The organism is Acinetobacter boissieri, assembly GCF_900096955.1.
Lineage (GTDB): Bacteria > Pseudomonadota > Gammaproteobacteria > Pseudomonadales > Moraxellaceae > Acinetobacter > Acinetobacter boissieri.
Map to the genome: position 1 here is coordinate 98,720 of NZ_FMYL01000004.1, position 24,829 is coordinate 123,548.

Here is a 24,829-nt window from a genome sequence, read left to right on the forward strand (position 1 = left end):
ACTACATCACCTTGAATGTAAAAAACTTAAAAAGTGATCTATATAATAGGGTGCAGATGCCAATTCAACTTCTTGACCCAAAGAAGCCAAGCGTTTATAAGCCATTGTTGTTGCCACTTGAATCACACCATTTAAAGTTTTATCTACGACAAAATTAAATGCTAGTATTTTCTTTGGCTCACGAATTAACTGCGTTACGCCTGCATCAATAATCTCATTTAAACAAATAAATGCTTGTGCAATAGCAAGCCTATGCCCTTCTTTAATCTCTGCAATTTTTTGCAATGTTTTTTCAACTAATGCTGTATCTACTTCATAGCGTACATACACCTGTTGCCCCTCATGCTTAATCATTTGGGTAAAATAATTAACTAATGGCAACAACCGCTCATTACTTAACAGCGCGATTGACCACGGCAAATATTTTCGTAGTGCCGTTAACACATGCTCAATCACTTTTTCAGAGTCTTGAGCCACTGCATGACTTTCAGGTTTGCTTAAACGCTTTTTTTGCTGCTCTAACAAATCAATAAATACTTGTTGTACAATTTGTATAGACACATCAGCCAATATATCTCCTAAATCATGCGCAAGTTTTTTCTTTTCACCTGCGTTTAATTGTTGCTGTAGTGCAATAAAACGTTCATACGTTTCTGTTTCAACTTTCAAATATACCGCATACGACATAAATTAAAAAACCAACAAATTTTTATATACACTAGCATGTTATTTCATGTCTTGTTACCCATATTGTCAATACACATGATCTGCCAAGCATTATTTTTTTTGCTACAATAGACGCAAATTTACTTTTGATCTGTTACCCCTATGACCGATACACAAGCTACTTCAGCTCAAAATATTGCAACAACCTACGACCCCACCGAAATTGAAAAAAAATGGTACCAAACGTGGGAAGAACGAGGCTACTTTAAACCATCAGGTCAAGGCGATTCTTTTTGTATTATGATCCCGCCGCCAAATGTTACAGGTAGCTTGCACATGGGGCATGGTTTTAACAATGCCATTATGGATGCCCTCACTCGCTATAATCGCATGATGGGTAAAAATACACTGTGGCAACCTGGTACAGACCATGCAGGTATTGCGACACAAATGGTGGTTGAGCGTCAACTTGCAGCACAAAACATAAGCCGTCATGACCTTGGTCGTGAAAAATTTATAGAAAAAATTTGGCAGTGGAAAGAACAATCTGGTGGCAATATTACTCACCAAATCCGCCGTTTAGGTTCATCTGTAGACTGGTCACGTGAACGCTTCACTATGGATGATGGCCTTTCAAATGCAGTGAAAGAAGTCTTTGTACAACTGCACTCACAAGGGCTCATTTACCGTGGTAAACGCTTGGTCAACTGGGATCCAAAACTACAAACTGCCCTATCTGATCTTGAAGTAGAAAACCACGAAGAAAAAGGCTCGCTTTGGCACTTTAAATACTTTTTTGCAGACAAAAACTTAAATACGGCCGACGGTAAAGACCACCTTGTGGTTGCGACAACACGCCCAGAAACACTGTTTGGTGATACAGCCGTTGCAGTCCACCCAGAAGATGAACGCTATAAACACCTTGTTGGTCAACACATTGTCTTACCAATTACAGGACGTTTAGTGCCGATTGTTGCAGATGAGTATGTTGAAAAAGACTTTGGTACTGGCTGTGTAAAAATCACCCCTGCTCATGACTTTAATGACTATGACGTGGGTAAACGTTGTGATCTTGCGATTATCAATATCTTAAACAAAAACGCTGAAATTTTAGCTGAGTTTGAATATATTGCTAAAGCAGGCGAAGCCATTTCAAAAACAATTCCTGCACCAAGCGAGTATGCTGGCTTAGAGCGTTTTGAAGCACGTAAGAAATTAGTTGCTCAAGCAGAAACAGAAGAATGGCTTGAAAAAATCGAACCATATGATCTCAAAGCACCTCGTGGTGACCGTTCAGGTGTGATTGTAGAACCACTACTCACAGATCAATGGTATGTAAAAATTGCACCACTTGCAGCCCCTGCGGTTGAAGCAGTACAAGATGGTCGTATTAAGTTTGTACCAGAACAATACACCAACATGTATATGGCTTGGATGAACAACATTCAAGACTGGTGTATTTCACGTCAACTTTGGTGGGGGCATCGCATTCCTGCATGGTATGATGCCAATGGTGGCATTTATGTGGGTCGTACTGAAGCAGAAGTGCGTGAAAAATATAATTTAGATGACAGCATACATTTAAACCAAGACGAAGATGTGCTAGACACATGGTTCTCTTCTGCATTGTGGACATTCTCTACCCTTGGTTGGACAGGCGATGCTAAAAAAGATGCTCAAAATGACTTTTTAAATACCTTTCACCCAACCAACGTATTAGTTACAGGCTTTGACATTATTTTCTTCTGGGTTGCTCGGATGATTATGATGACAATGCATTTCATGAAAAATGAAGATGGTTCAGCACAAATACCATTCAAAATAGTCTATGTTCATGGTCTTGTGCGTGATGGCGAAGGGCAAAAAATGTCTAAGTCTAAAGGAAACGTACTCGACCCACTTGATCTCATTGATGGTATTGACCTAGAAACATTAGTACAAAAACGTACCTCTGGGCTCATGAACCCGAAACAGGCAGGAAAAATTGAAAAAGCCACCCGCAAAGAGTTCCCAGACGGTATTAATGCCTATGGTACAGATGCGGTACGCTTTACTTTTTGTGCACTTGCCAATACAGGGCGTGACATTAAATTTGATCTAAAACGTGTTGAAGGCTACCGTAATTTCTGTAATAAAATCTGGAATGCGACCCGCTTTGTACTCATGAATGTTGAAGGGCAAGACATTGCTCAACATGCACAGCCAGAGCTTTGGGAACTTCCAGAACAATGGATTATTAGCCGTTTACAAAAAGCTGAAGCCAACGTTCACCAAGCATTCAGTTCGTACCGTTTAGACATTGCCGCTCAAACCATTTATGACTTCATTTGGAATGAATATTGCGACTGGTATGTAGAACTCACGAAACCTGTACTCAATGATGAAAATGTGTCTGCTACACGTAAAGCAGAAGTACGTCGTGTACTCTTAAGCGTGATGGAAGCTGCACTACGTTTGGCTCACCCACTTATGCCGTATCTGACTGAAGAAATTTGGCAAACTCTTGCGCCAATGATTGGTAAACAAGGTGATACCATTATGACTGCGGCCTACCCTGTGCCTGATCAAAGTAAAATCAATGATCAAGCAGAAACAGACATGCAATGGTTACAAGGTTTAATTGGTGCTGTTCGTAATATTCGTGGTGAAATGGGCTTAGGTAATGCTCGCTTACTGCCTGTACTACTTAAAAACATTTCAGATATTGAACGTACACGTATTGAACGTATTGAACCCCTATTTAAGGCACTCGCCAAAGTTGAAAGCATTGAATACTTAACTATTGACCAAGAACCACCACTGTCATCTTCAAGTGTTGTCGGTCATGCTTCTGTATTTGTACCAATGAAAGGTTTGATTGATCCAAAGGCTGAGCTTGCTCGCCTACAAAAAGATTTGGATAAAATTCAAAAACAACATGATCAAATTGCGAGCAAACTTGGTAATGAAGGCTTTGTGAAAAAAGCACCGCCTGCTGTGGTAGACGGTGAAAAAGCAAAACTTGCTGAGTTTGTAGAGCAACTTGAAAAAATACAGCACAACATGAAACAAATTGCTGATTTATAAGCATTCAAATAGAACTGGGCTAAATAATTTAGCCCAGTTCTATTTCAATATTCTAACTTATTGCAATATTTTTACTTCTGAATGCTTTAATTGTAAAGGCATAGTTACAAGCACTTTTAACCCACCCAATTCTTCACTGCGTGTAAACTCAAAATCACCACCAACACGCTGAATTGCTTTTTGTACAATAGACAATCCTAAACCACTTCCCACCTCTAAATGATGGTGTACACGGTAAAAACGCTTCAAAACCTCTTCATATTGTTCTTTTGGAATACCTGGCCCACTGTCTTCAATACATACTGTACATCGGTTATTATGAGGATATACAGAAATATTAATCACACCAGAGACTGGCGTATATTTAATTGCATTATCAATTAAATTATAAATAATAGAGTGTACAGTAGGCTCAAAACTTTGTATTTTTATCTCTTCATTACGTACAAAGCCCAGATCAATGTCTTTTTCCATTGCCAAGTTCATTAGTTGTTCAACACAACTGAGCGCAACATCATTTAAAATAAAGCGTTTGGGCTGTTCCAGAGCATGTAATGACGTATCTTGTTTTGCTAAAGACAATAATTGGCTCACCAAATGCTGAATACGTGCTAAACCTTTACTTAAGTTAATTAAAGCTAAATTATTTGGAAAATCTCTTAACAAAATTTTAGTTTGTAAGTTAAGCGCTGTAATCGGCGTTCTCAATTCATGCGCCGCATCTGCCACAAACTGTTTTTGCTCTTGTTGCGTTTTAGAAATACGGTCAAACAAATAATTAATTTCATGAATGGCTGGAAGTAATTCAATTGGATATTGCTCATCAGTCACATGGGTTAACTCATTTGAATCACGCTGTGCTAATTCAGTCTTCAACACATCAAAGGGTTTTAAACTGCGTTTAATAATATAAACGATCACCAACATTACCAATGGCATAATTAGCAAAAATGGTAACACCATGCTACCTGCAAGCTCTAAAGCCAATACTTCACGTACACTTTGATGTTGGCTAATCTGTACTTGATTATCTTGTGACGGTAAAACGTAAGTATACCATGTACCTGTATCCGTATCGTGCTGATAAAATCCTGCTGTTTTCACTTTAGGGACTAACAGCTGATTTTTATTCAGAGCATCTACGTCATCATACGCCCAAATATCAATAAATAATTCTTCTTGATCTTGGTTAGGGTTTAAATTGAGCTGGCTATGCGTACTTTTTAATTTAAGGGTAGTTGCTCGACTGGCTAAGAACTGCATTTGTGCATCTAAAATATGTGTGAGTTCTTTTAATGCAATTTGATACGTTGAAAACATTAATACACATGCCATGACCACGCTTAATAACGAAGTCATCACAATGAGCCGTGTATTGAGTGAATTACGGCTTTTTTTCATATCATACTCAAAAATTATGATTGTTGTTGAGTATGGCCTAATCGATAGCCTAAACCACGGATCGTACGAATAAAGTCTTTACCTAGCTTTGTTCTTAAATGGTGTATATACACTTCTATCGTATTACTCGATACTTCACTATCAAAATCATAGAGCTTATCTTCTAGGTTTGATTTAGAAAATATTTTATTAGGGTGAGTCATCAACGGCGTTAAGATTGCCCATTCTCGATTAGAAAGCTCAATTGTTTGACCTTTATATTTTGCAATATGTTGCTCTACATCTAGAATCAACTCATTATTACTCAAAATCTTTTCAGTTGCAGATTGTGCTTCTAGCCCTACTCTGCGTAACAGCGCATGTATACGTGCGAGTAATTCTTCGAACTCATAAGGCTTTACTAAATAGTCGTCTGCACCTTGGTTCAAACCATCTACACGATTTTCTAATTGATCTCGTGCAGAAATAATAAGTATCGGCGTTTGTGTTTTTTGACGAATTTGCTTTAGAACTTGCATACCATCCATCATTGGTAGGCCCAGATCAAGCAAAATAATATCAAACGATTGTTTATTTAGTGAAGCTAGACCATCTAAACCATTATTAAACCAATCAACATCAAAGCCATGGTATTTCAACAACGTAATTGTCGACTCAGCAATCATGAAGTCATCTTCAATGATTAATATTTTTGTCATGGGGTCTCTGTGCTCACGAAAATGTTAATTTTACGATACGATGAGATATTTAAAATAAGATTAATTCACAGTATGAGTCAATCATAGAACAAGCTATGTCTTGCATTCAATAGTTTCTGTGATCAAAAATGTCTATATTTGCAAAGGCAATTGAATTTATACATTAATGCATACTTAAAATATCATTTAAAATCACTTCAATAATATCTTTACATAAAATGACTTAGTACATCTGATGGTGAAAATAATATGAATGATTAGTGTAATAAAAATATAATTTACTTCTAGTATTACTTGCACAATGTAGTTTTTACAACTTAAAAAGGGCTTAATTTTTTTTTATTGTTATAAAAAATACCCTGTAATTTACAGGGTATTTTTTTACTTAATGCCGAATAACTGATTAGAAGTTATATTTAGCCATTAAGTTTAAACGAGAAAAGTCACCTTTCTGTGAAAGGAATGTTTCACGTTGACCATAAGTGTATTCAACACCTAAATCTACATTTTTCACAGGTGTATAAATTGCATTCACAATAATGTTATAAACACTTTTGTTCAATGTTGTTGATTTATCAGCAATTGCTTTTTTCGCAAATGCGTTGTCATCAGTATACAACATACCACCTAAAATAAGGTTTGAACGCCATTCGTTATTCCATTTACGGCCATAACCAATATTTACTGCATCTAGCTCAGATGCCAAAATATTAAATGATGTACCACTTGTAACGGTAGTATACGAGTTGTTTGCATATAACATATTTGCTTTACCAGCACCTTTTACGTGCGAGTAGTTTGCAAAAATGCTGTCATTTGCTGTGAAATTATACTTTGCGCCAATACCTGCACCCCAACCTAGACTTTCTTTATCATTACTGTCATTTGTTGAAGCACGGTTTTCACGAAGTAAACCATGTACTTGTACTAAACCTTTCTTGTCTGCAGTCGCAATATCATAACGTGCAGTCAATTGTGGTAAACGACTACCACCAGCTGTTTGTGATGCACCAGAGAAGTTGTCAACATCACCGCCTTCTAAAGCAACTAACACTTTTTGTGTTTTAGTAATTGGTTGAGTGTAACGTACCTGTACTGCACGAGTAGAACCTTGACCAATTGGGCCATTACCATCAACAGTTTCAGGTGTTGTATCGTTGTTTGCAAAAGGAGATAAAGTCTGACCTACGGTCCATTTACCTAACTCAACAAATGCATGACGTACACGGAAACCACCAGAACCATTAGTATAAGTACCGCTCATAAAATCAGCTTCGATCTTCGCTTTTAAGTCGCCATAGCTTGTTGGACGAAGTAAGTCGATACCTAAGCGAGAGTTCGCAGCACTCACGTTCAATGCACCTTTAGTCGCATTTGTAGAATTAAGTGGAGCAAGGTTCGTTCTATTATAAATATCCGCAGTGCTTGAAGTTGAACCATCAAAGTCATAAACAGCATCTACACGTACGTTACCATAAATTTTAAGTTGTGTTTGACCATCTGCAAGTGTCATCCAACCTGGTTTGCTGCTTGACTCTTTTGGCGCAACATTCGGTTTTTCAAGCGCTAAAATTGCATTTTGTTGTAACTGTACAGATTGCTCTTGTTGTTGTTGAGCAATTTGCTGCTGTTGAGCCACTTGCTGCTGCTGTTGAGCAGAAAGCTGTTGTACTAGCTGTTGTAATTGAGCAACTTGAGACTCTAACTCAACCACTTTTTTCTGTGTGTGTGTTGTTGTCGTTGCAGCTTGAGTTGAACCCACAGCCCCCATCACCAAAGCCGCACCAATTGAAAGTGCTAATTTATTCACTTTAACCACAGATTTTTCCACCCTTAAACAAAAAAAGTTAGTTACCGTCTTAACTTTTTATACTATTACAAAGAAAAGTAACAAAATTATGACAGTAGATGTGCATATTTTTATAAATGCTTATTTATTCGATGCATTATTAAATTAAACGCCCAACTCAATAATACATTTAATATATAAATCAAACATTTATTAAAATCAACTCTTAACATGATTTAAAAAAACAATTAAAACAAAAATCATGTCGAAAAAAGAGATAATTAAGTGACTTAAATTTCTTTCAAAATGATAACTAAATCAAAATAATGGCCTGAAACTATTCATTTTTTTAGTCATCACTCAAAGTTTGAAATGTAAAAGCCAGTGTACGACAACATGCTATCAATCAAAGCAATACTACAATTCACCCTAATGATTTCGTCATAGTACACTTCTTTTATAGATTAAGCAAAAACCATACCAAATATACAAAAAAACACTTAAATCAATTCAAAATCACCAAAACACATCAGAACAATACATAAACCATCAACAAAGAAGCGCATTTAAGGTGCAATAATTCTTTTTTATTTTGAGCAACACACCAAATTTGTGCAAAAGTATAAATCTATCGAATATATACAAAAGAGATATATGTTGATCAAAATATAAGTACGCTTATCGTTTTTAACTATTAGTTATTCAATATTTATACTAAATGATCAAATCACATGATGTAACAAAAGCCAAATTTATACCCAATAGTAGATAATTTTTTGTAATCAATATAGTAAATTGAAGCTAAATCTGCTCATATATGCCACCTTTTATACCTCTTCAATGATCTTCCATGCGTATACCACGTCACCTTATTGTATTTTTTTTACTGAGCATGATTTTATTGGGTTGTAGTACAACACAACACAATACAAATACCCCCTCATCAATGCTTAAACCAAGAGAACCAATTATTGCATTAGCACTCGGTGGTGGCGGTGCTAAAGGATTTGCGCACATTGGGGTCATTAAAGTACTTGAAGCTCATGGAATTAAACCACAAATTGTGACAGGAACAAGTGCGGGTAGTTTTGTTGGTAGTATTTATGCGAGTGGGAAAACTGCAGCACAAATGCAAACATTGGCAGACCAGCTCAAAGAGTCAGATATTAGAGATTTAACGCTTAGTCGACAGGGTTTTATTGTTGGACAAAAACTACAAGACTATGTAAATAGTCACATAGGTAATAAACCAATTGAGCAATTTCCAATACGTTTTGCAGCGGTTGCAACACAACTGAATAATGGACAAAAGACTGAATTTATTCGTGGTAATGCAGGGCAAGCTGTTCGTGCTTCATGCAGCATTCCAAACGTATTTATTCCAGCAACAATTAATAAAATTCAATATGTAGATGGTGGCTTAGTCAGCCCTATCCCTGTAAAAACAGCGAAGAGTATGGGGGCTGACTTAATCATTGCAGTGGATATTTCTGCACGACCAGACAATAGTAATAAAAATACGACGAGTCTTTGGGGTTTACTTGATCAAACCATTAATATTATGGGACAACAAAGCATTCAAGAAGAACTTAAATATGCCAATGTAGTTATTACACCTAAAGTTAATCAATTAGGTGTCATGGACTTAAGTTCAGCACGTACTGCCATTAGTGCTGGAGAAAAAGCCACTCAACAACAAATAATAGCCATAGAAGCAGCAATTCAGCAGTTTAAAAAATCACCCGCTGCATTTGCACCAGCACCTCAAGCCAAATTTTAATAATATGTGATTTTGTCATATATCCTAGTCAAATCATCAGCTATGATATATGGCATATGACTAAAAATAAGGCGATTTAAACGTGAGCGGACTTGAACCGTGGTATTGGTTTGTTTTTGGAATTGTTCTTATTTTACTTGAACTCATAATCACAACATTTGCATTACTTTGGTTTGGTATTGCTGCATTAATTGTGAGTCTACTCTACTGGCTATATCCTGAACTCAGTACAGCCGTACAAATTTTTATGTGGGGGATTTTGGCCAGCCTATGCACTTTTTTATGGTTTAAATACATTAAACCCAAATCAAAACAACAACTCAACCGCCCAGACGCACAGCAAATCATGGTTGGGCAAATTGGTATGGTCACTCAAAATCAAGTCAATCAACACATCACTTTACGCTTTCCTATGCCTATTTTAGGTTCAGACGAATGGCCCGCGCTATGTGTAGAACATGTTGTGATTGGCGATAAAGTACAAGTCACAGACATTAAAGACCATTTACTCATGGTCAAAAAACAGATTACATCTACTCATATCTAACTTTATAGGAACGTACTATGTCGATTACAACAATTATTAGTATCGCTTTTTTAATTTTTGTCGCAGTGACGATTTTAAAAGGAGTACGCATCGTACCCCAAGGCTATAAATGGATTGTGCAACGACTTGGAAAATACCACACCACATTAAACCCAGGTTTAAGTATTATTATTCCTTACATCGATGAAGTTGCATACAAAATCACTACTAAAGACATTTTGCTTGATATTCCATCACAAGAAGTTATTACTAAAGACAATGCTGTGCTTCTGATGAATGCCGTGGCTTATATTAATTTATCTGTACCAGAAAAAGCAGTATATGGTATTGAAAACTTTAATTGGGCGATTCAAAACCTTGTACAGACAACGCTACGTTCAATTGTGGGTGAAATGGACTTAGACGATGCACTTTCATCAAGAGATCATATTAAAGCAAAACTTAAAGCGGCCATTGCAGATGACATTTCCGATTGGGGCATTACACTTAAAACAGTAGAAATTCAAGATATTCAACCCTCACCTACCATGCAAGCGGCTATGGAAGCACAGGCTGCTGCAGAGCGTCAACGACGCGCGACAGTAACTAAAGCAGATGGTGAAAAACAAGCTGCTATTTTGGAAGCAGATGGCCGTTTAGAAGCATCAAGACGAGATGCTGAAGCTCAAATTGTACTGGCTGAGTCATCACAGCAAGCCATTAGCCTCGTTACAAGCGCTGTAGGCGACAAGGAAATTCCTGTCGCATACTTACTAGGTGAGCAGTACGTAAAAGCCATGCAAGATATGGCTAAATCAAACAATGCAAAAACAGTTGTATTACCTGCAGATATACTCAGTACCATTCGTGGCATTATGGGACGCAAACTCTAACTTAGTTTTAGTTTTGGCGTTGCCATAAAAACTGTGTAATGGCATGCAAATCTTGTGCACCATTCCCAAAAATTTCAAGAGCGCTCAATGCTTGCTTATGCAATTGATTTGCATAAGCTTGTGCTTGACTAAGCCCCATTAAAGCAGGATAAGTTGACTTTTCAACTTGCACATCTTTACCTGCAGTTTTACCAAGCACAGCCGTTTCAGAAGTAATATCTAAAATATCATCTTGCACCTGAAATGCTAGACCAATCGCTTGAGCAAAGGTCTTTAAAGCCAACATTTGCTGGCTAGATGATTCTAGTTGAGTTACAGCACTCATTTCTACAGCGGCCTGTATGAGTGCACCTGTTTTGTTTTTATGTATTTTTTCCAACATTTGTTGATTTATTCGCATGCCTTCCGCCTGCAAGTCAAGCACCTGACCAGACACCATGGCTGAACTGGCTTTTGCCAAAAGACAAACCTGCTTTAAAGCAACAGTTGGGCTTAACTCATTGAATTCTTCATCAAAAATTTGGCTACTCAATACTTCATAAGCCATGGACTGTAGAACATCTCCTGCCAGTAATGCAGTGTCTTCACCAAAAGCAACATGACATGTTGGTTGCCCTCGTCTTAAATCATCATCGTCCATACATGGTAAGTCATCATGTACCAATGAGTAACAATGTATCAGCTCCACTGCAACAGCAGCACGGCGCACAGCAGGCCATGAGCTCTTTGATGTAGTGATTTTTGCCACTGCATAACACAAAGCAGGTCGAATACGTTTCCCACCCAACATGACACTATGGTGTACTGCACTTTTTAGCGGCTCAGGTAGCTCAAATAAATGAAGTACCTGCTCTAAATCACGTTGAATTTGTTGTTGCGCAGTATTTAAGACATCTACAACGTTTGGCATAGATATTGACACAATCGCCTCGAATAATATTTAGATTAAGCTTTTTTAACAAACTCTGATTTGAGCTTCATTGCTCCAATCGCTGGAATTTTACAGTCAATATTATGCCCATCTGATGCGCCATGTACCAATCTAACTTTCACTTTTGTACCTACTTTTACCACAGAAGATGATCCTTTAATTTTAAGATATTTAATCACGGTCACAAAATCACCATCTTCAAGAACTTGACCATTACTATCAACAATTACTTCCGTATGTTCATCAGTTAACTGATTTTGCTCACCCTCTTTCCACTCAAAAGCACATTCAGGACATACAATTAAGTCACCATCTTGGTAGGTATATTCAGATTTACATTGGATACATGCAGGTAAGGTCATCACGTAAGTGCTCAGTCATAAAACTGCATTATCACGCTTCTTGTTATTTTTTTCAAAAAAATATACTTGATTACGTCTAAAAATTATCTTAATTTGCCATAAAGCGCACATTTTATACACTTACAGCGATTATCTATAGCTAAAACGATATAACGTTATATTTGGTCTATGATCTTGCATCGCTTAGAATAGCTTTTTTGTCGCAACAAGTTGTATTATCGTGAGTCATAACAGTAGTAACACACTACAACGTGGTTTAAAAAATCGGCATATTCAGCTGATTGCAATGGGCGGTGCTATTGGTACAGGACTGTTTCTTGGTTCCGCTTCAGTGATTCAATCTGCAGGCCCATCTATTATTTTAGGCTATGCCATTGGTGGATTTATTGCCTTCTTAATCTTACGTCACTTGGGAGAAATGATTACCCATGAGCCTGTTGCTGGCTCTTTTAGTCATTTTGCCGACCAATATTGGGGACGTTTTGCAGGTTTTCTTACGGGTTGGAACTATTGGATTTTATATATTTTAGTTGCTATGAGTGAGCTTACTGCCATTGCTAAATATATAAATTATTGGTGGCCTCATATGCCTGCATGGGGATCTGCACTCTTTTTCTTTATAATTGTAACGCTTATAAATACCTTTAATGTGAAGTTTTATGGTGAAGCTGAGTTTTGGCTGTCTTTAATTAAAGTAGTCGCTGTCATTTCTATGATTGGATTCGGAATATATTTACTCGTTACCGCTCCATCAAATTCAATATCTCAATTTTCTAACCTTTGGGTGCATGGTGGATTTTTCCCAAATGGTTTTGATGGCTTATTTTATATGCTCGCTATTATTATGTTCGCTTTTGGTGGCATAGAACTGGTGGGTATGGCCGCAGCTGAAACAGATCATCCAGAAAAAACGATTCCTCAAGCCATTAACCAAGTTGTTTTTCGAATTCTCATTTTTTATGTGGGTGCATTAGTTGTTTTACTGTCTTTAGTTCCTTGGAATCAATTAAAGTTTGGTAGCTTAGAACAAAGCCCTTTTGTAATGATTTTTAGTCAGTTAGGCATTGGCTGGGCAGCACACTTATTAAATTTTATTATTTTAACAGCAGCATTGTCTGTTTATAACAGCGGTATGTATGCCAATAGTCGTATGTTATTTAGCCTTGCCAAACAAGGCAATGCGCCAAAGGTATTTACAAAAGTTAATAAACAAGGCGTACCAATGCCTGCCACTTTATTTTCAGCTGCTCTGATTTTTAGCTGTGTTATTTTAAACTATGTGATGCCAGAAGGTGCATTAAGTCATTTAATTTACATTGTCGTCGGCGCATTGGTCCTCAACTGGGCGATGATTAGTTTAACTCATTTAAAATTTAGACAGCATCTGAAAAAACAAGGCGTAAAAACTACATACCCCGCCTGCTTTTACCCGATCAGCAACTATATTGTGTTGGCATTTATTGTCACTATCTTATTTATTATGTGGTGTAAAGGTTTTAAAGAGTCAGTTATTATTTTACCAGTTTGGATATTCATCATGTTTGTTGTGTACAAAACACTCAACATCAAAAAGTAATTAAAAAAAAGCGACCCAAGAAGGTCGCTTTTTTAATGATTTCTTATTGATGTATCAACATAAAATCTTTACGGCGTACCATCAAAATCGCCAAAATAAGGCCAAATACGCCGAGTACACCACCAACAATACCAACGTACTGTATGCCCATATTTAAACCAACAATACTACCGAGCAAAGCACCACCACCAATGCCGACATTATAAAGTCCAGAGTACACAGACATTGCTACATCTGTTGCATCTGAAGCAAGTTGTAATACTTTAGACTGCATCACTAAACCAAAAATCATAATCGCAATGCCCCAAAATACAGACATTCCCATAATTCCCCAAACACTAAATGCCAGTGGTAATAATAAGAACATACTTAGAGTAATACCAAAAATTGCAATCACTGGAAATGCGCGTGGTAATTTACGGCTTAAACGACTAAATAAAATAGAGCCCAAAATACCCGATCCACCATACACCAATAACAGTGTTGTGGTTTGATCTGAAGTAAAGCGTGCAACTTCTGTGGTAAATGGTTCGATATAGCTATACGCAGTGAATTGCGCAATTACAATCACAATCGTAGTAACAAATAACAATACCAATGCAGGACGTTTAAATAATACAGGTAAACTCTTTATAGAGCCTGTATTTTGGCTCGGCAATTCAGGCAGTGTTTTCCACAATACAATTGCTGTAGCAACAGCAATACCACCCACTAAACCAAAAGTAATACGCCAACCAAAAAGCTCACCAATAATACGACCGAATGGAATACCGAGTACCAAAGCCAGTACAGTGCCTGTAGAAAGCATACCCAAAGCTTGTATTTCTTTACCTACAGGTGCAACTCGTATGGCCAAAGACGCTGTAATTGACCAAAAAATTGCATGTGCGAAGGCAATACCTACTCGACTAATGAGTAAAATAATAAAATTAGATGCAATACTTGAAATTAAATGGCTAAATACAAAGAGCACAAATAAGGACAAAAGCAGGCGTTTACGCTCCATATGACGTGTGACTAACATCATGGGCAATGAGGCTAAAGCCACTACCCAAGCATAAATCGTAATCATAATACCCACATGAGCCGCTTGCATATCAAAGCTTTTTGCAATATCAGTCAGTAATGCAACTGGCACAAACTCAGTGGTATTAAAAATGAAAGCGGCAAGTGCTAAAGCAATCACACTGACCCAACTTCCATCAGAGTCTGTTCTCGGGGCAATCGTTTGCGGGGAAATATTCATAATTTTGGCTTTTATTGATAAAGTATAGAGAGTGGATAAATGTAAAACAGCGTATTTTTCTACGGCTTATACTGAGGCAATGAAACAACCTAACAACATGAAACAACAAATGTAGTGGACAGCTCAACAAGCTTTTTCACATTATTTTATTTTCAATTCATTCATTAGCTATAATTTTACAGACATCATCAACATTGGCAAGATTTACCTACACATTTTGCAACATGATCACGTTACAATCACAACATAAAAGTCGCTAAATCAGCTTTAAGTATAAGTATCTATTTAAAAATGCTAATTTAAAACAATAAATTACTTTAATATAGCCATGCTTGTAATTACTGTCTTTTATTTCGCTCCAAGCCGACAGCCAGGAACAGCAAATGACCACCACAATCCCCTCAATTGACGTAATTGATGCACTTTCACAAGAATATGCAAAGAAAGACCCAAGTGAAATTATTGAACTTGCTTTAAATCAAGCAGGTGAAATTGCCATTTCATTTTCAGGTGCTGAAGATGTTGTCCTGATTGATATGGCATATCGCTTACGTAAACCTTTTCGTGTATTTAGCTTAGATACAGGACGTTTACACCCAGAAACCTATCAATTCTTAGACACTGTACGTAAATTTTATAATATAGATATTGAAATCTGTTTTCCAGAAGCCACTGACGTACACACATTAGTCACTAAAAAAGGCTTTTTTAGCTTTTTTGAAGATGGGCATAAAGAATGTTGCGGTATCCGTAAAGTTGCACCTCTTCGAAAGAAACTTGCAACCTTAGATGGTTGGATTACAGGGCAAAGAAAAGACCAAAGTCCAGGCACGCGCACCGATATTCCTGTGATTCAATCCGATACTGGTTTTTCAGGCATAGATAAGTCACTGATTAAATATAACCCTTTGGCCAACTGGAGTAGCCAAGAAGTATGGAGTTATATCCGTATGATGGAAATTCCGTATAATCCACTCCACGAAAAAGGCTTTATTTCTATTGGCTGTGAACCATGTACCCGAGCTGTATTACCCAATCAACATGAACGTGAAGGACGGTGGTGGTGGGAAGAAGCAACACAAAAAGAATGTGGATTACATATCGGTAATGTTAAAAAATAATCTACCTAGTATGACTTTACGCATCAATATACCCTTAACGCTTGGACAATTGGCCATTTGGCTTTAATATCATCACTGAAATGATATAGAGATTTACCATATGCGTTTACTCCACCCGATTGATCTCATTTTTCTATCTCTAGAAAAAAGACAGCAACCCATGCATGTGGGTGGATTACTTCTCTTTAAAATTCCAGACAGTGCACCCAGTGATTTCGTACAATCACTGGTTGAAGATATTAAGCAATCTAAATGTCAACCTGTTGCACCATTTAATCAAGTACTCCGCGGAATGTCTTGGCGAGCAGATGAAGACTTTGACCTAGACCACCATTTTAGACATATCTCTTTACCCCACCCCGCACGTATTAAAGAACTACTGGTTTTTATTTCACAAGAACATAGTGCCTTACTTGATCGGGCTAAACCCTTATGGACCTGCACACTCATTGAGGGCATTGAAGGCAATCGCTTTGCACTGTACTTTAAAATGCACCATGCAATTGCAGATGGTATTGCAGGTATGCGTCTAATGGAAAAAGCTTTTGCTAAAGACCAATATATACACAGCATGATTCCACCTTGGTGTCTAGAGCATAAAAAAGAAAAAGAAAAAACGTCTAAAATCAAAAAAATATGGCATACAGTAACCGACTTAAAACAACAGGTTGAAACATCACCACAAATCATTTATCAAGAACTAAAACAAACTTTACATGACCGTAAAGAAGACCCACACTACGTTACGAGCTTTCAAGCACCAAAATCTATATTTAATCAAAAAATCTCAGCATCAAGACGCTTTGCTGCCCAATCTTTTGCATTAGCACGGATTCGCAATATTGCAACAGCACTCAATGTCACAGTTAATGATGTCATTTTATCGATTTGCTCAGGTGCATTGCGTAGCTATTTAATTGGTCTTAATCAATTGCCTAAAAAACCACTGATTGCGATGGTTCCAGCATCTGTACGCAGTGACCAAACAGATAGTAGCAACCGCATTACGATGATTCTAGCGAATTTGGCCACAGACTCTAGTGATCGTAAGGAACGTACGCAGATTATTTCTAATAGTGTAAATACTGCAAAAACTCGTTTTAAGCGTATGAATCAAAATCAAATTTTGGGTTATAGTGCCTTCGTATATGCTGCAGCTGGCATAAATGTTATTTCGGGCTTAAGACCCAAAAAACAGCCATTCAATATTGTGATTTCCAATCTTGCAGGCCCAAGAGAAGCCTTATATTGGAATGGTGCTAAACTCGAAGAAATCTATCCTGCTTCAGTTATTTTTGATGGTCAAGCACTTAATATTACGTTAACCAGCTATTTGGATCAGTTAGAAGTGGGCTTAGTCGCTTGCAGAAAAACTGTACCTAAAATGCAAAGTTTACTTCAATATTTAGAAGATGAAATTCATCAGTATGAACTATTAATTCAGTGATCTAATATGCAATAAAAAAACCGAAAATTTCAAGTTTTCGGTTTTTTATTGCATATCAAAACTTACATCAATGATTGAATATAGTTTTGTAAACCAATTAATTCAATTAAACGTAGTTGCTTTTCTAACCAGTATGTATGATCTTCTTCAGTATCTGCAAGTTGCTGTCTTAACATATCACGTGAAATATAATCGCCTTTTTCTTCACACAACTTAATGCCTTTAGCCAGTTGCTCACGTACATGATACTCAAGCGCTAAATCTGCTTTTAAACACGAGACAACATCATGACCAATATCTAGACCATCTCGTGCCATATTAGGCGTACCACCTAGAAAAAGAACTCTGCGAATGATTGCATCTGCATGAGTTGCTTCTTCTTCCATTTCATGATTAATACGTTCATAAATTGTATTTAGACCCCAATCTTCATACATACGTGAATGGATCAAATACTGATCACGTGCTGCCAACTCACCGCCAATCAGCATATTCAGATAATCTATAACTTCTGGGTTTCCACGCATGCTATTACTCCTCATTCAATAATCACCATTATGCGGACATTCAACAGGGATTGCAAAAGCAAAAATTAACTAAACTACTGATTTATATAAAATTAAAATGAGAAGCATACGCATTTACAAAAAATAAAAAGTAATTTATTATTAAAAAATAACTGTTTAAACCAAATACAACTTCGATTTAAACAGTTAGAGTATCAAAATATGCCATATATATTTTTGTAACTAAAAAGAATAGCTATTATTTCCATTTCAAATTAAGTATTTGATGACTGGCCATAGCTGTTCATGAGCACAATAAATTCTTGCTCAGATAAAATATCTATACCAAGTTTTTGAGCTTTATCTAATTTTGAACCTGCTTTTTCACCAGCAACCAAGCATTTGGTTTTGCTCGACACACTGCCACTCACACGTGCGCCAAGTGCCTGTAGCATTTGTGTGGCTTGTTCACGGTTTAACTCAGACAATGTGCCCGTAAGCACCCAACTTTGGCCATTTAATGGTTGCGTGGTCGATGCTGTAGGCACGTCCCACACTAAACCTACAGTCATAAGCCGATCAATCACTTCAATGTTATGTTGCGCTTGAAAGAAGTCAATAATCCACTCAGCAGTAATTTCGCCCACATCGGGTACTTTTTGCAGTTCCTCTACATTAGCACAACGTATTGCATCTAAACCTTGAAAATGGCTTGCCAACATACGTGCAGTCGTTTCGCCTACCCCTCGTATACCAAGAGCGTAAATAAATCGTGCTAACGTGGTCTTTTTACTTTGCTCAATAGCATCAATCAGATTTTGAACAGACTTTTCACCCATTTTTTCAATACTAAGTAGCTGTTCACGGTGTAAATATAACTGGTAAATATCGGAAACATCTTTGAGCAATTCTAAGTGAAGTAATGACTCAACCCAACGATCGCCCAAACCCTCAATGTCCATCGCCTTACGAGAGACAAAGTGTCGTATAGCTTCTATACGTTGAGCTGCACAAAATAAACCGCCAGAACAACGTGCTAATGCTTCACCTTCAGGCATGACCACAGGCGAGTCACAGACAGGACACTGTGACGGTAAATTCACTTTAGTCAACTTATCAATGCGTAAGTCATGCCATACACGTTCTACCTTAGGAATCACATCACCTGCACGGTACACACTCACTGTATCGCCTACACGAACATCTAATTTTTGAATTTCGCCAATATTATGTAATGTCACATTAGAAACTTCTACGCCACCCACTGTCACAGGTTGCAAACGAGCTACAGGCGTGAGTGCCCCTGTACGCCCCACTTGCCAGTCAATCTGTTCAACTTTAGTCAATGCTGCAACCGCAGGAAACTTATAAGCAGTTGCCCAACGTGGCTCTCGGCTTAAAAAACCCAGTTGCTTTTGTTGTTTTAAGCTATCTACTTTAATGACCATACCATCAATTTCAACAGAAAGTTCGTCACGCTCTTGCTGAATTTGTTCATATTTTTCTTGTACTTCCGAAATAGAGTCACACAAGAATTGTCGTTCTGCAATTTCAAAACCAAAGGTCGTCAACCAATGTAAACTTTCATGCATACTGTCTAGCTCATGCATAGGTTCACATTGTGCAATGCCGTATGCATAAAATGCTAATGGTCTAGATGCTGCAATAGTAGGGTCTAACTGCCTTAAACTACCCGCGGCTGCATTACGAGGATTAGCAAAAGTTTTTTCACCAACACTTTCATTGTAAACATTTAACTTTTCAAAGCCCGATTTTGGCATGAGCACTTCGCCACGGACTTCTAACAGCTCAGGTACAAAGTTTTTTGTAGTAAGTACTTTTGGTAAATTACGAATAGTTTTCACATTTTGCGTAATGTCTTCGCCTGTTTCACCATCACCACGGGTCACACCTTTGACTAACACACCCTTTTCATACCACAAAGAAATCGCTAAACCATCAAGCTTAAGTTCTACATCGTATTGAATGTTTTGCTGAGGTAAACGCTCCTCTACACGGCGGGCGAAAGCAAATAGATCTTCTTGTTTAAAAACATTACCCAAAGAAAGCATAGGCACAGCATGTTGTACTGTTACAAATTTACTTAGTGCTTTCCCCCCTACTTTTTGCGTAGGCGTATCTGCTTGTACATATGCTGGATATTGTTGTTCTAGGTCTTTGAGTTGGTGAAAAATTTGGTCATATTCATGATCTGAAATGCTGGGTTGATCCATAACATAGTAAGCATGGTTATGCTGCGCAAGTACTTGTATGAGTTGACGCATACGCTCAATTAACTTATTTTTTTCATGATCCAACATAAATTACTCACCATGTAAAAAGGTGGAATATTTTCCACCTTAAACAATAAACCTATATACATCATCAGATTAACTTTATTTGAAGTCAATCACTTGATGGCGTAAATAATCTTTCATCTGTGGCGATAATTCAACATTATTTTCGTCAAATACTTTACCACCAAGATCACGAGCAATTAGCCCTGCAATACTTGCCATCATATCAAAACCTTGCTGTGCATGGGGATGTGGTAAGGCCAAAAAGAATGCTAAACCATGTATTTGTTCAGTAGATAGGCTTTCTAAATCAAATCCAACTGGACCTTCTTCAGTAATACGCAATACTGAAAACATCAGTGAGCTTGGTATGTCTGTCTGTTCATGGCGATGAAAACAAGACATTTCGCCAAAACGTAGTCCATATTTTAACAATGCTTTTAATGCTTTTTCACCTGACAGCACATGCTGATGCGTTGAATATACGTTTAAGGCAATAATTTCTTTAGCAGTCGCTAAAGCACTTTCATCGTCAAAGCGTTGTTGCTCATGTAAATGCTGATCTAAGATTGTACTGTCATCTTCAAATGCTTGAATCTGTGCTTTTTCCATATGTGGATTGAGTTTGTATTCAACCTCTTTTGTTTGCTCTAATGCTTTTTTATCTTCAACCAACGGCTGTTTATGTTCAGATGCTGTTTCAGTTTGAGCTTCGCTATTTTTTTCAGTATCTACTTTTTCGCTATGCTCTTGCACAAGAGGTGCTTCTTTTTCAGTTTGCACTGCATCTGTTGTCTTTTCACTGTCTACGTTGGGTACTGTGTTTTGCACAACAGGTTCAGCATCTAGTTTTTGACGAACAAATCTAGGCAATACAGGTTGGTTACTTTCAGCATTAATTTGTAGTTCACCATCAAGCGATGGCTCATCTACTTTTGGTTTTCTTAACATTAAATATAAAGCAAAAATAATGATTAAAACGGCAATCACAATGCCAATAACTGTATTTTGTTCCATGTTCTTAGGACTCCGCAACCAAACCGTGTTCTTTTGCTTGCTCTAAATTGACCGTAACAAGTGCTGATGTCCCTGGTTCTGGCATAGTTACACCAAGTAAATCGGTTGCCATGGTCATGGCTAGTTTATTATGTGTAATGTAAACGAATTGCACCTGTTCGGAAAGCTCTTTTACCAGATTACAAAAACGTTGTACATTTGCATCATCTAATGGTGCATCAACTTCGTCTAAAACGCAAAATGGCGCAGGGTTTAATCTAAAAATTGCAAAAACCAATGCCAAGGCAGTCATTGCTTTTTCTCCCCCAGACAACAATGCCAATGAGCTGTTTCGCTTACCTGGTGGTCGTGCCATCAGTTTGACTCCAGACTGCCAATCATCTTCAAGGCTTAAACTGGCCTCACCACCATGAAAAACTTTTGGAAACAGGTGTTTTAACTCAGCATTGACTTGGTCGAAAGTAGTCATAAAGCGTTTTTTAGTCTCTAGATCTATGCTTCTCATGGCTTGTTTTAACTGCTCACCACTTTGCTCTAGGTCATCCATTTGGTGCTTCAAAGTATCATAACGATCCTGTACTTCACTGTATTCTTGAGAAGCCGCTAAATTTACAGGACCTAATTTATCAAAACGCTGTTGTAACAGTTTTAAGTTGGCCTGATGTTGTGCTAAATCAATGCTGACTTCAGGCAATATCGTTACATCGAGTGTGCTGAGTTGCTCAGAAAAATGTTCATAATCTGATTTGGCTTGATGCCATGCCAAACGCTGCGTTTCTAACTTTTCTCGGAGTTGCTGTTCTTGTTGCTCTTGTACATGACGTTGCTGTGTCAATACATGTTGCTCAGACTGTGCTGTATTGAGCTCAAATTGCCATGCATCCCATTTTTTATGCAGTATTTCAACAACTTGTTGTTGTTCGTTATAGTCTTTCTGCTGTTGTGGCAGGTGTTGCTCACATGCATTAAGCTGTGGCTGTATGGTATCCATTTGGCTTTTCAGCTGTACTTGTTGCATTTTAGCAAAGGCCAAATCTTTTTCTAGAAGTTCAATTTGACGCTGCTGGTCAGTCACTTGCTGATGCAATTGTAAATACTGTTGTTGAGTTACTCGCTGTTGCTCACGCGACTGCTCTTGTTGTTGCTCTAAGTCATAGTACTGCTGTTGTACTGTTTGATACTGCGGCGCTAAACGTTCAATTTTCAACCCCAACGCATGACAATCTATTTCTAAATCATCTTTTTGCATACGATCTTCTTCAATTTGCACATTCAACTGTGCGACTTGTTCGGCTAGCTGTTGTTTTTGCTGCTGCTGTGCCTGTTCAGTACTTTGTGCTTTCGCCACAGAAATACCCAATACCTGCGCCTGCGCCTGTTGCTGTTTTAACTGTAACTGCTGTGCCTGTATGATTTGCTTATGTTGTTGCAGTGTATCTAGTTCACTTTTAAATACCTCAGCACTTTGTTCTAGTTGCTGTTTTAAGTCTCTTACCTGTGCTTCAATCTGTTCAAAACGCACCAGATCACTTAAAATACCTGTGTTCTGTGCTTGCGTATCGTAAGATAATGCAATCAGCCAATCTACGCCCATATGATAACCATCTAGCGTGAGTATACTTTGACCTGTTTGAAGTTGTGCCTGTTGTGTTAGCGCTGTTTTTAAATCGTCTGCAAGCCATATATTTTCTAGCCATGACCACTGCGGTGCTTTAACCCATGTTGCCAGTGTTTTGTATGTATTTGGCATAGCTTGTATGGTTTGATCTATTTTTATTTGTCTTGCAATATTAGATTGATACGCCTGCTCTGTCGTTAAAACATCTGCACCCAACCAATTTCCCAAACATTGCTCAATCAAATTGGCATACTGTTTCGCCTGTGGCTGTAACTGTAAAGCTTTTAAAAGTGTGTGCTCAGATGAAACACCTGCACGTTTTTGCATACGTTTACTTAAATGGCTTTGTTCAACCATCAATGCTTTGAGTTGTATATTGAATTCATCGCGTTGGTTTTTAGCATCATCTGTTTGCTTTTGAATCTGCTCTAACTTACTTGCATCATCTTGTAAAATTTTCTCTGTCAGTGCCACGTGCGACAATGCATCTTGATGTTGTTGCTGTAAAGACTGACAGCTTTCTTGCTCTGAGCACTGCATACGCTGTGTTTGTGACAACATGGTTTCTTGCTGATGTTGCATTCTAAGTAAGTTTTTATCAAGCTGATCAAGTTGGTTCAGCAACTGTTGTTGTTGTTGCTGATACTGCATGTATTGCTGTTTGATGTTTTGATAGTCTTCAGTCACCTGTTTATAGTTTTGCTCTGTAGTTTGTCCCTCTTGCTCTAATTGTTGCTGTTGTCGTTTGAGTTGTTGGCACTGTATCTGTAAAGGCTCTTGGTTGGCATAGGCATCATCTAGCTGAATATCTAAGTGCTTAATCTTTTGTTTTATATCTGTATATTGCTGTTGTAAGGCAGTCAACTGTGTGGTGTGGTGTTGCAATTCTTTTTGCTGTTGTTCAAGTTGCAATGACAAGTGTAGACGCTTCTGGTCTGCGGTTTGCCACTGTTGCTGTAAAGGGGACGACTGCTCAAGCAACTTTTGAAATAACTGACTACGTTGTGATAATTGCTCTTCTGTCTCTTTAAGGTTTATACGTGCTTGTTTAAACTGTGCACTTAAAATATCCATTTCAGCCATACGGTGTTGTTGTTGCTGTTGGCTCTGCTGACATTGAAAAGACAGTATGTCTACTTTGTGCTGATGAATCGCTTGACTCAGTTCACTATGTTTAAGTGCAGACTCTGACTGTTTTTTAAGTGTTTTTAGCTGATGATTTAACTCTGAAGCAATGTCTTCTAAACGTGCCAAATTTTGAGAAGTATGTTCTAAATGCTGTAAAGTTTCTTTTCGTCTGGCTTGATATTTAGAAATACCTGCTGCTTCTTCAATAAATACCCGCATTTCATCGGGTTTGGCATCGACTAATCGGTTAATCATGCCTTGCTCAATAATGGCATACGAACGAGGGCCAAGCCCTGTACCTAAAAAAATGTCGGTAATGTCACGGCGTCTACAGCGTGTACCATTTAAAAAGTACTCCGACTTACCCTCTCGTGTGACTTGTCTACGCACTGCAAGTTCAGTGTATGCACCATACTGCCCTCCCAGTTTACCTTCCGTATTATCAAATTTTAATTCAACACTGGCCATACCCACAGGTTTACGCTTTGCTGTGCCTGTAAAAATCACATCTTGCATGTTGCCACCACGCAACTGGCGTGCACTTGACTCTCCCATCACCCAACGTATTGCATCAATCACATTTGACTTACCACAGCCATTTGGGCCAACAATCGCACTTCGATTGGCTTTAAAGTGCAATGTGGTTTTATCAGCAAATGATTTAAAGCCTGAAATTTTTAAACTGCTTAAACGCATGGGTTCTCGGTGTTCGCATAAATTTTGCGGTATTTTAAGCCATATCTATGCGTATGTGTCAGTAT

18 protein-coding genes are annotated in these 24,829 nt (G+C 37.8%); 7 read left to right on the top strand and 11 right to left on the bottom strand.

Annotation, left to right across the window (positions count from 1 at the left end):
* Nucleotides 1-6: 6 nt before the first annotated feature.
* Complete coding sequence (locus BLS38_RS05390) at nt 7-687, bottom strand: hypothetical protein (protein WP_092747446.1); 681 nt, start codon at nt 685-687, stop codon at nt 7-9.
* A 141-nt stretch (nt 688-828) separates the two neighbouring features.
* Between BLS38_RS05390 and BLS38_RS05395 the strand changes: the two genes are divergently transcribed.
* Complete coding sequence (locus BLS38_RS05395; protein WP_092747448.1) at nt 829-3,732, top strand: valine--tRNA ligase; 2,904 nt, start codon at nt 829-831, stop codon at nt 3,730-3,732.
* A gap of 57 nt (nt 3,733-3,789) precedes the next feature.
* On the opposite strand, the gene BLS38_RS05400 is transcribed toward BLS38_RS05395, so the two are convergent.
* From BLS38_RS05400 to BLS38_RS05410, 3 genes are all read right to left on the bottom strand, one after another.
* Nucleotides 3,790-5,133 (bottom strand): ATP-binding protein, encoded by a 1,344-nt coding sequence (locus tag BLS38_RS05400; RefSeq protein WP_213030500.1) that lies wholly within the window; start codon nt 5,131-5,133, stop codon nt 3,790-3,792.
* A 14-nt stretch (nt 5,134-5,147) separates the two neighbouring features.
* Entirely contained in the window at nt 5,148-5,831 is a 684-nt protein-coding gene (locus BLS38_RS05405; RefSeq protein ID WP_092747450.1) for a response regulator transcription factor, read from the bottom strand.
* A gap of 403 nt (nt 5,832-6,234) precedes the next feature.
* The gene (locus BLS38_RS05410) at nt 6,235-7,641 is read right to left on the bottom strand and encodes a DcaP family trimeric outer membrane transporter (RefSeq protein WP_425283466.1); all 1,407 of its coding nucleotides are present in this window, start codon (nt 7,639-7,641) and stop codon (nt 6,235-6,237) included.
* An 829-nt stretch (nt 7,642-8,470) separates the two neighbouring features.
* On the opposite strand from BLS38_RS05410, the gene BLS38_RS05415 reads away from it, so the two are divergent.
* From BLS38_RS05415 to BLS38_RS05425, 3 genes are all read left to right on the top strand, one after another.
* Nucleotides 8,471-9,400 (top strand): patatin-like phospholipase family protein, encoded by a 930-nt coding sequence (locus BLS38_RS05415; protein ID WP_092747452.1) that lies wholly within the window; start codon nt 8,471-8,473, stop codon nt 9,398-9,400.
* 82 nt (nt 9,401-9,482) lie between these two features.
* Entirely contained in the window at nt 9,483-9,947 is a 465-nt protein-coding gene (locus BLS38_RS05420) for an NfeD family protein (RefSeq protein ID WP_092747454.1), read from the top strand.
* A gap of 17 nt (nt 9,948-9,964) precedes the next feature.
* The gene (locus BLS38_RS05425) at nt 9,965-10,819 is read left to right on the top strand and encodes an SPFH domain-containing protein (protein ID WP_092747456.1); all 855 of its coding nucleotides are present in this window, start codon (nt 9,965-9,967) and stop codon (nt 10,817-10,819) included.
* 7 nt (nt 10,820-10,826) lie between these two features.
* Here the strand turns inward: BLS38_RS05425 and BLS38_RS05430 are convergent, their stop codons facing one another.
* On the bottom strand, nt 10,827-11,744 hold the full coding sequence (locus tag BLS38_RS05430) for a polyprenyl synthetase family protein (RefSeq protein WP_171258544.1): 918 nt from the start codon (nt 11,742-11,744) through the stop codon (nt 10,827-10,829).
* A gap of 20 nt (nt 11,745-11,764) precedes the next feature.
* Nucleotides 11,765-12,112, bottom strand: coding sequence for a zinc ribbon domain-containing protein YjdM (locus BLS38_RS05435; RefSeq protein ID WP_092747460.1), 348 nt, complete (start codon nt 12,110-12,112; stop codon nt 11,765-11,767).
* 220 nt (nt 12,113-12,332) lie between these two features.
* On the opposite strand from BLS38_RS05435, the gene BLS38_RS05440 reads away from it, so the two are divergent.
* Nucleotides 12,333-13,688 (top strand): amino acid permease, encoded by a 1,356-nt coding sequence (locus BLS38_RS05440; protein ID WP_244518197.1) that lies wholly within the window; start codon nt 12,333-12,335, stop codon nt 13,686-13,688.
* 43 nt (nt 13,689-13,731) lie between these two features.
* On the opposite strand, the gene BLS38_RS05445 is transcribed toward BLS38_RS05440, so the two are convergent.
* Nucleotides 13,732-14,934 (bottom strand): sugar transporter, encoded by a 1,203-nt coding sequence (locus tag BLS38_RS05445; protein ID WP_092747462.1) that lies wholly within the window; start codon nt 14,932-14,934, stop codon nt 13,732-13,734.
* Between the two features lie 383 nt (nt 14,935-15,317).
* Here BLS38_RS05445 and BLS38_RS05450 point away from each other — a divergent pair, with 383 nt between their 5' ends.
* Both BLS38_RS05450 and BLS38_RS05455 read left to right on the top strand, forming a co-directional pair.
* On the top strand, nt 15,318-16,055 hold the full coding sequence (locus BLS38_RS05450; RefSeq protein WP_092747464.1) for a phosphoadenylyl-sulfate reductase: 738 nt from the start codon (nt 15,318-15,320) through the stop codon (nt 16,053-16,055).
* A gap of 100 nt (nt 16,056-16,155) precedes the next feature.
* Nucleotides 16,156-17,502, top strand: coding sequence for a WS/DGAT/MGAT family O-acyltransferase (locus BLS38_RS05455; protein ID WP_092747466.1), 1,347 nt, complete (start codon nt 16,156-16,158; stop codon nt 17,500-17,502).
* A gap of 62 nt (nt 17,503-17,564) precedes the next feature.
* On the opposite strand, the gene ftn is transcribed toward BLS38_RS05455, so the two are convergent.
* The 4 genes from ftn to smc form a co-directional block, all read right to left on the bottom strand.
* The gene (gene ftn / locus BLS38_RS05460; RefSeq protein WP_092747468.1) at nt 17,565-18,029 is read right to left on the bottom strand and encodes a heteropolymeric bacterioferritin subunit Ftn; all 465 of its coding nucleotides are present in this window, start codon (nt 18,027-18,029) and stop codon (nt 17,565-17,567) included.
* 254 nt (nt 18,030-18,283) lie between these two features.
* A complete protein-coding gene (gene ligA / locus BLS38_RS05465; protein ID WP_092747470.1) occupies nt 18,284-20,329 on the bottom strand; it encodes an NAD-dependent DNA ligase LigA in 2,046 nt (681 codons plus the stop codon).
* A gap of 75 nt (nt 20,330-20,404) precedes the next feature.
* On the bottom strand, nt 20,405-21,322 hold the full coding sequence (locus tag BLS38_RS05470; protein ID WP_092747472.1) for a cell division protein ZipA C-terminal FtsZ-binding domain-containing protein: 918 nt from the start codon (nt 21,320-21,322) through the stop codon (nt 20,405-20,407).
* A gap of 4 nt (nt 21,323-21,326) precedes the next feature.
* Nucleotides 21,327-24,764, bottom strand: coding sequence for a chromosome segregation protein SMC (smc, locus tag BLS38_RS05475; RefSeq protein WP_092747474.1), 3,438 nt, complete (start codon nt 24,762-24,764; stop codon nt 21,327-21,329).
* Nucleotides 24,765-24,829 lie beyond the last annotated feature (65 nt).

What these genes read in the sequence shown, in the direction of transcription:
- BLS38_RS05390 (WP_092747446.1), bottom strand. Translation starts at nt 687, where the DNA reads ATGTCGTATGCGGTATATTTGAAAGTTGAAACAGAAACGTATGAACGT.
- BLS38_RS05395 (WP_092747448.1), top strand. Translation starts at nt 829, where the DNA reads ATGACCGATACACAAGCTACTTCAGCTCAAAATATTGCAACAACCTAC.
- BLS38_RS05400 (WP_213030500.1), bottom strand. Translation starts at nt 5,133, where the DNA reads ATGAAAAAAAGCCGTAATTCACTCAATACACGGCTCATTGTGATGACT.
- BLS38_RS05405 (WP_092747450.1), bottom strand. Translation starts at nt 5,831, where the DNA reads ATGACAAAAATATTAATCATTGAAGATGACTTCATGATTGCTGAGTCG.
- BLS38_RS05415 (WP_092747452.1), top strand. Translation starts at nt 8,471, where the DNA reads ATGCGTATACCACGTCACCTTATTGTATTTTTTTTACTGAGCATGATT.
- BLS38_RS05425 (WP_092747456.1), top strand. Translation starts at nt 9,965, where the DNA reads ATGTCGATTACAACAATTATTAGTATCGCTTTTTTAATTTTTGTCGCA.
- BLS38_RS05435 (WP_092747460.1), bottom strand. Translation starts at nt 12,112, where the DNA reads ATGACCTTACCTGCATGTATCCAATGTAAATCTGAATATACCTACCAA.
- BLS38_RS05445 (WP_092747462.1), bottom strand. Translation starts at nt 14,934, where the DNA reads ATGAATATTTCCCCGCAAACGATTGCCCCGAGAACAGACTCTGATGGA.
- BLS38_RS05450 (WP_092747464.1), top strand. Translation starts at nt 15,318, where the DNA reads ATGACCACCACAATCCCCTCAATTGACGTAATTGATGCACTTTCACAA.
- BLS38_RS05455 (WP_092747466.1), top strand. Translation starts at nt 16,156, where the DNA reads ATGCGTTTACTCCACCCGATTGATCTCATTTTTCTATCTCTAGAAAAA.
- ftn (WP_092747468.1), bottom strand. Translation starts at nt 18,029, where the DNA reads ATGCGTGGAAACCCAGAAGTTATAGATTATCTGAATATGCTGATTGGC.
- ligA (WP_092747470.1), bottom strand. Translation starts at nt 20,329, where the DNA reads ATGTTGGATCATGAAAAAAATAAGTTAATTGAGCGTATGCGTCAACTC.
- BLS38_RS05470 (WP_092747472.1), bottom strand. Translation starts at nt 21,322, where the DNA reads ATGGAACAAAATACAGTTATTGGCATTGTGATTGCCGTTTTAATCATT.
- smc (WP_092747474.1), bottom strand. Translation starts at nt 24,764, where the DNA reads ATGCGTTTAAGCAGTTTAAAAATTTCAGGCTTTAAATCATTTGCTGAT.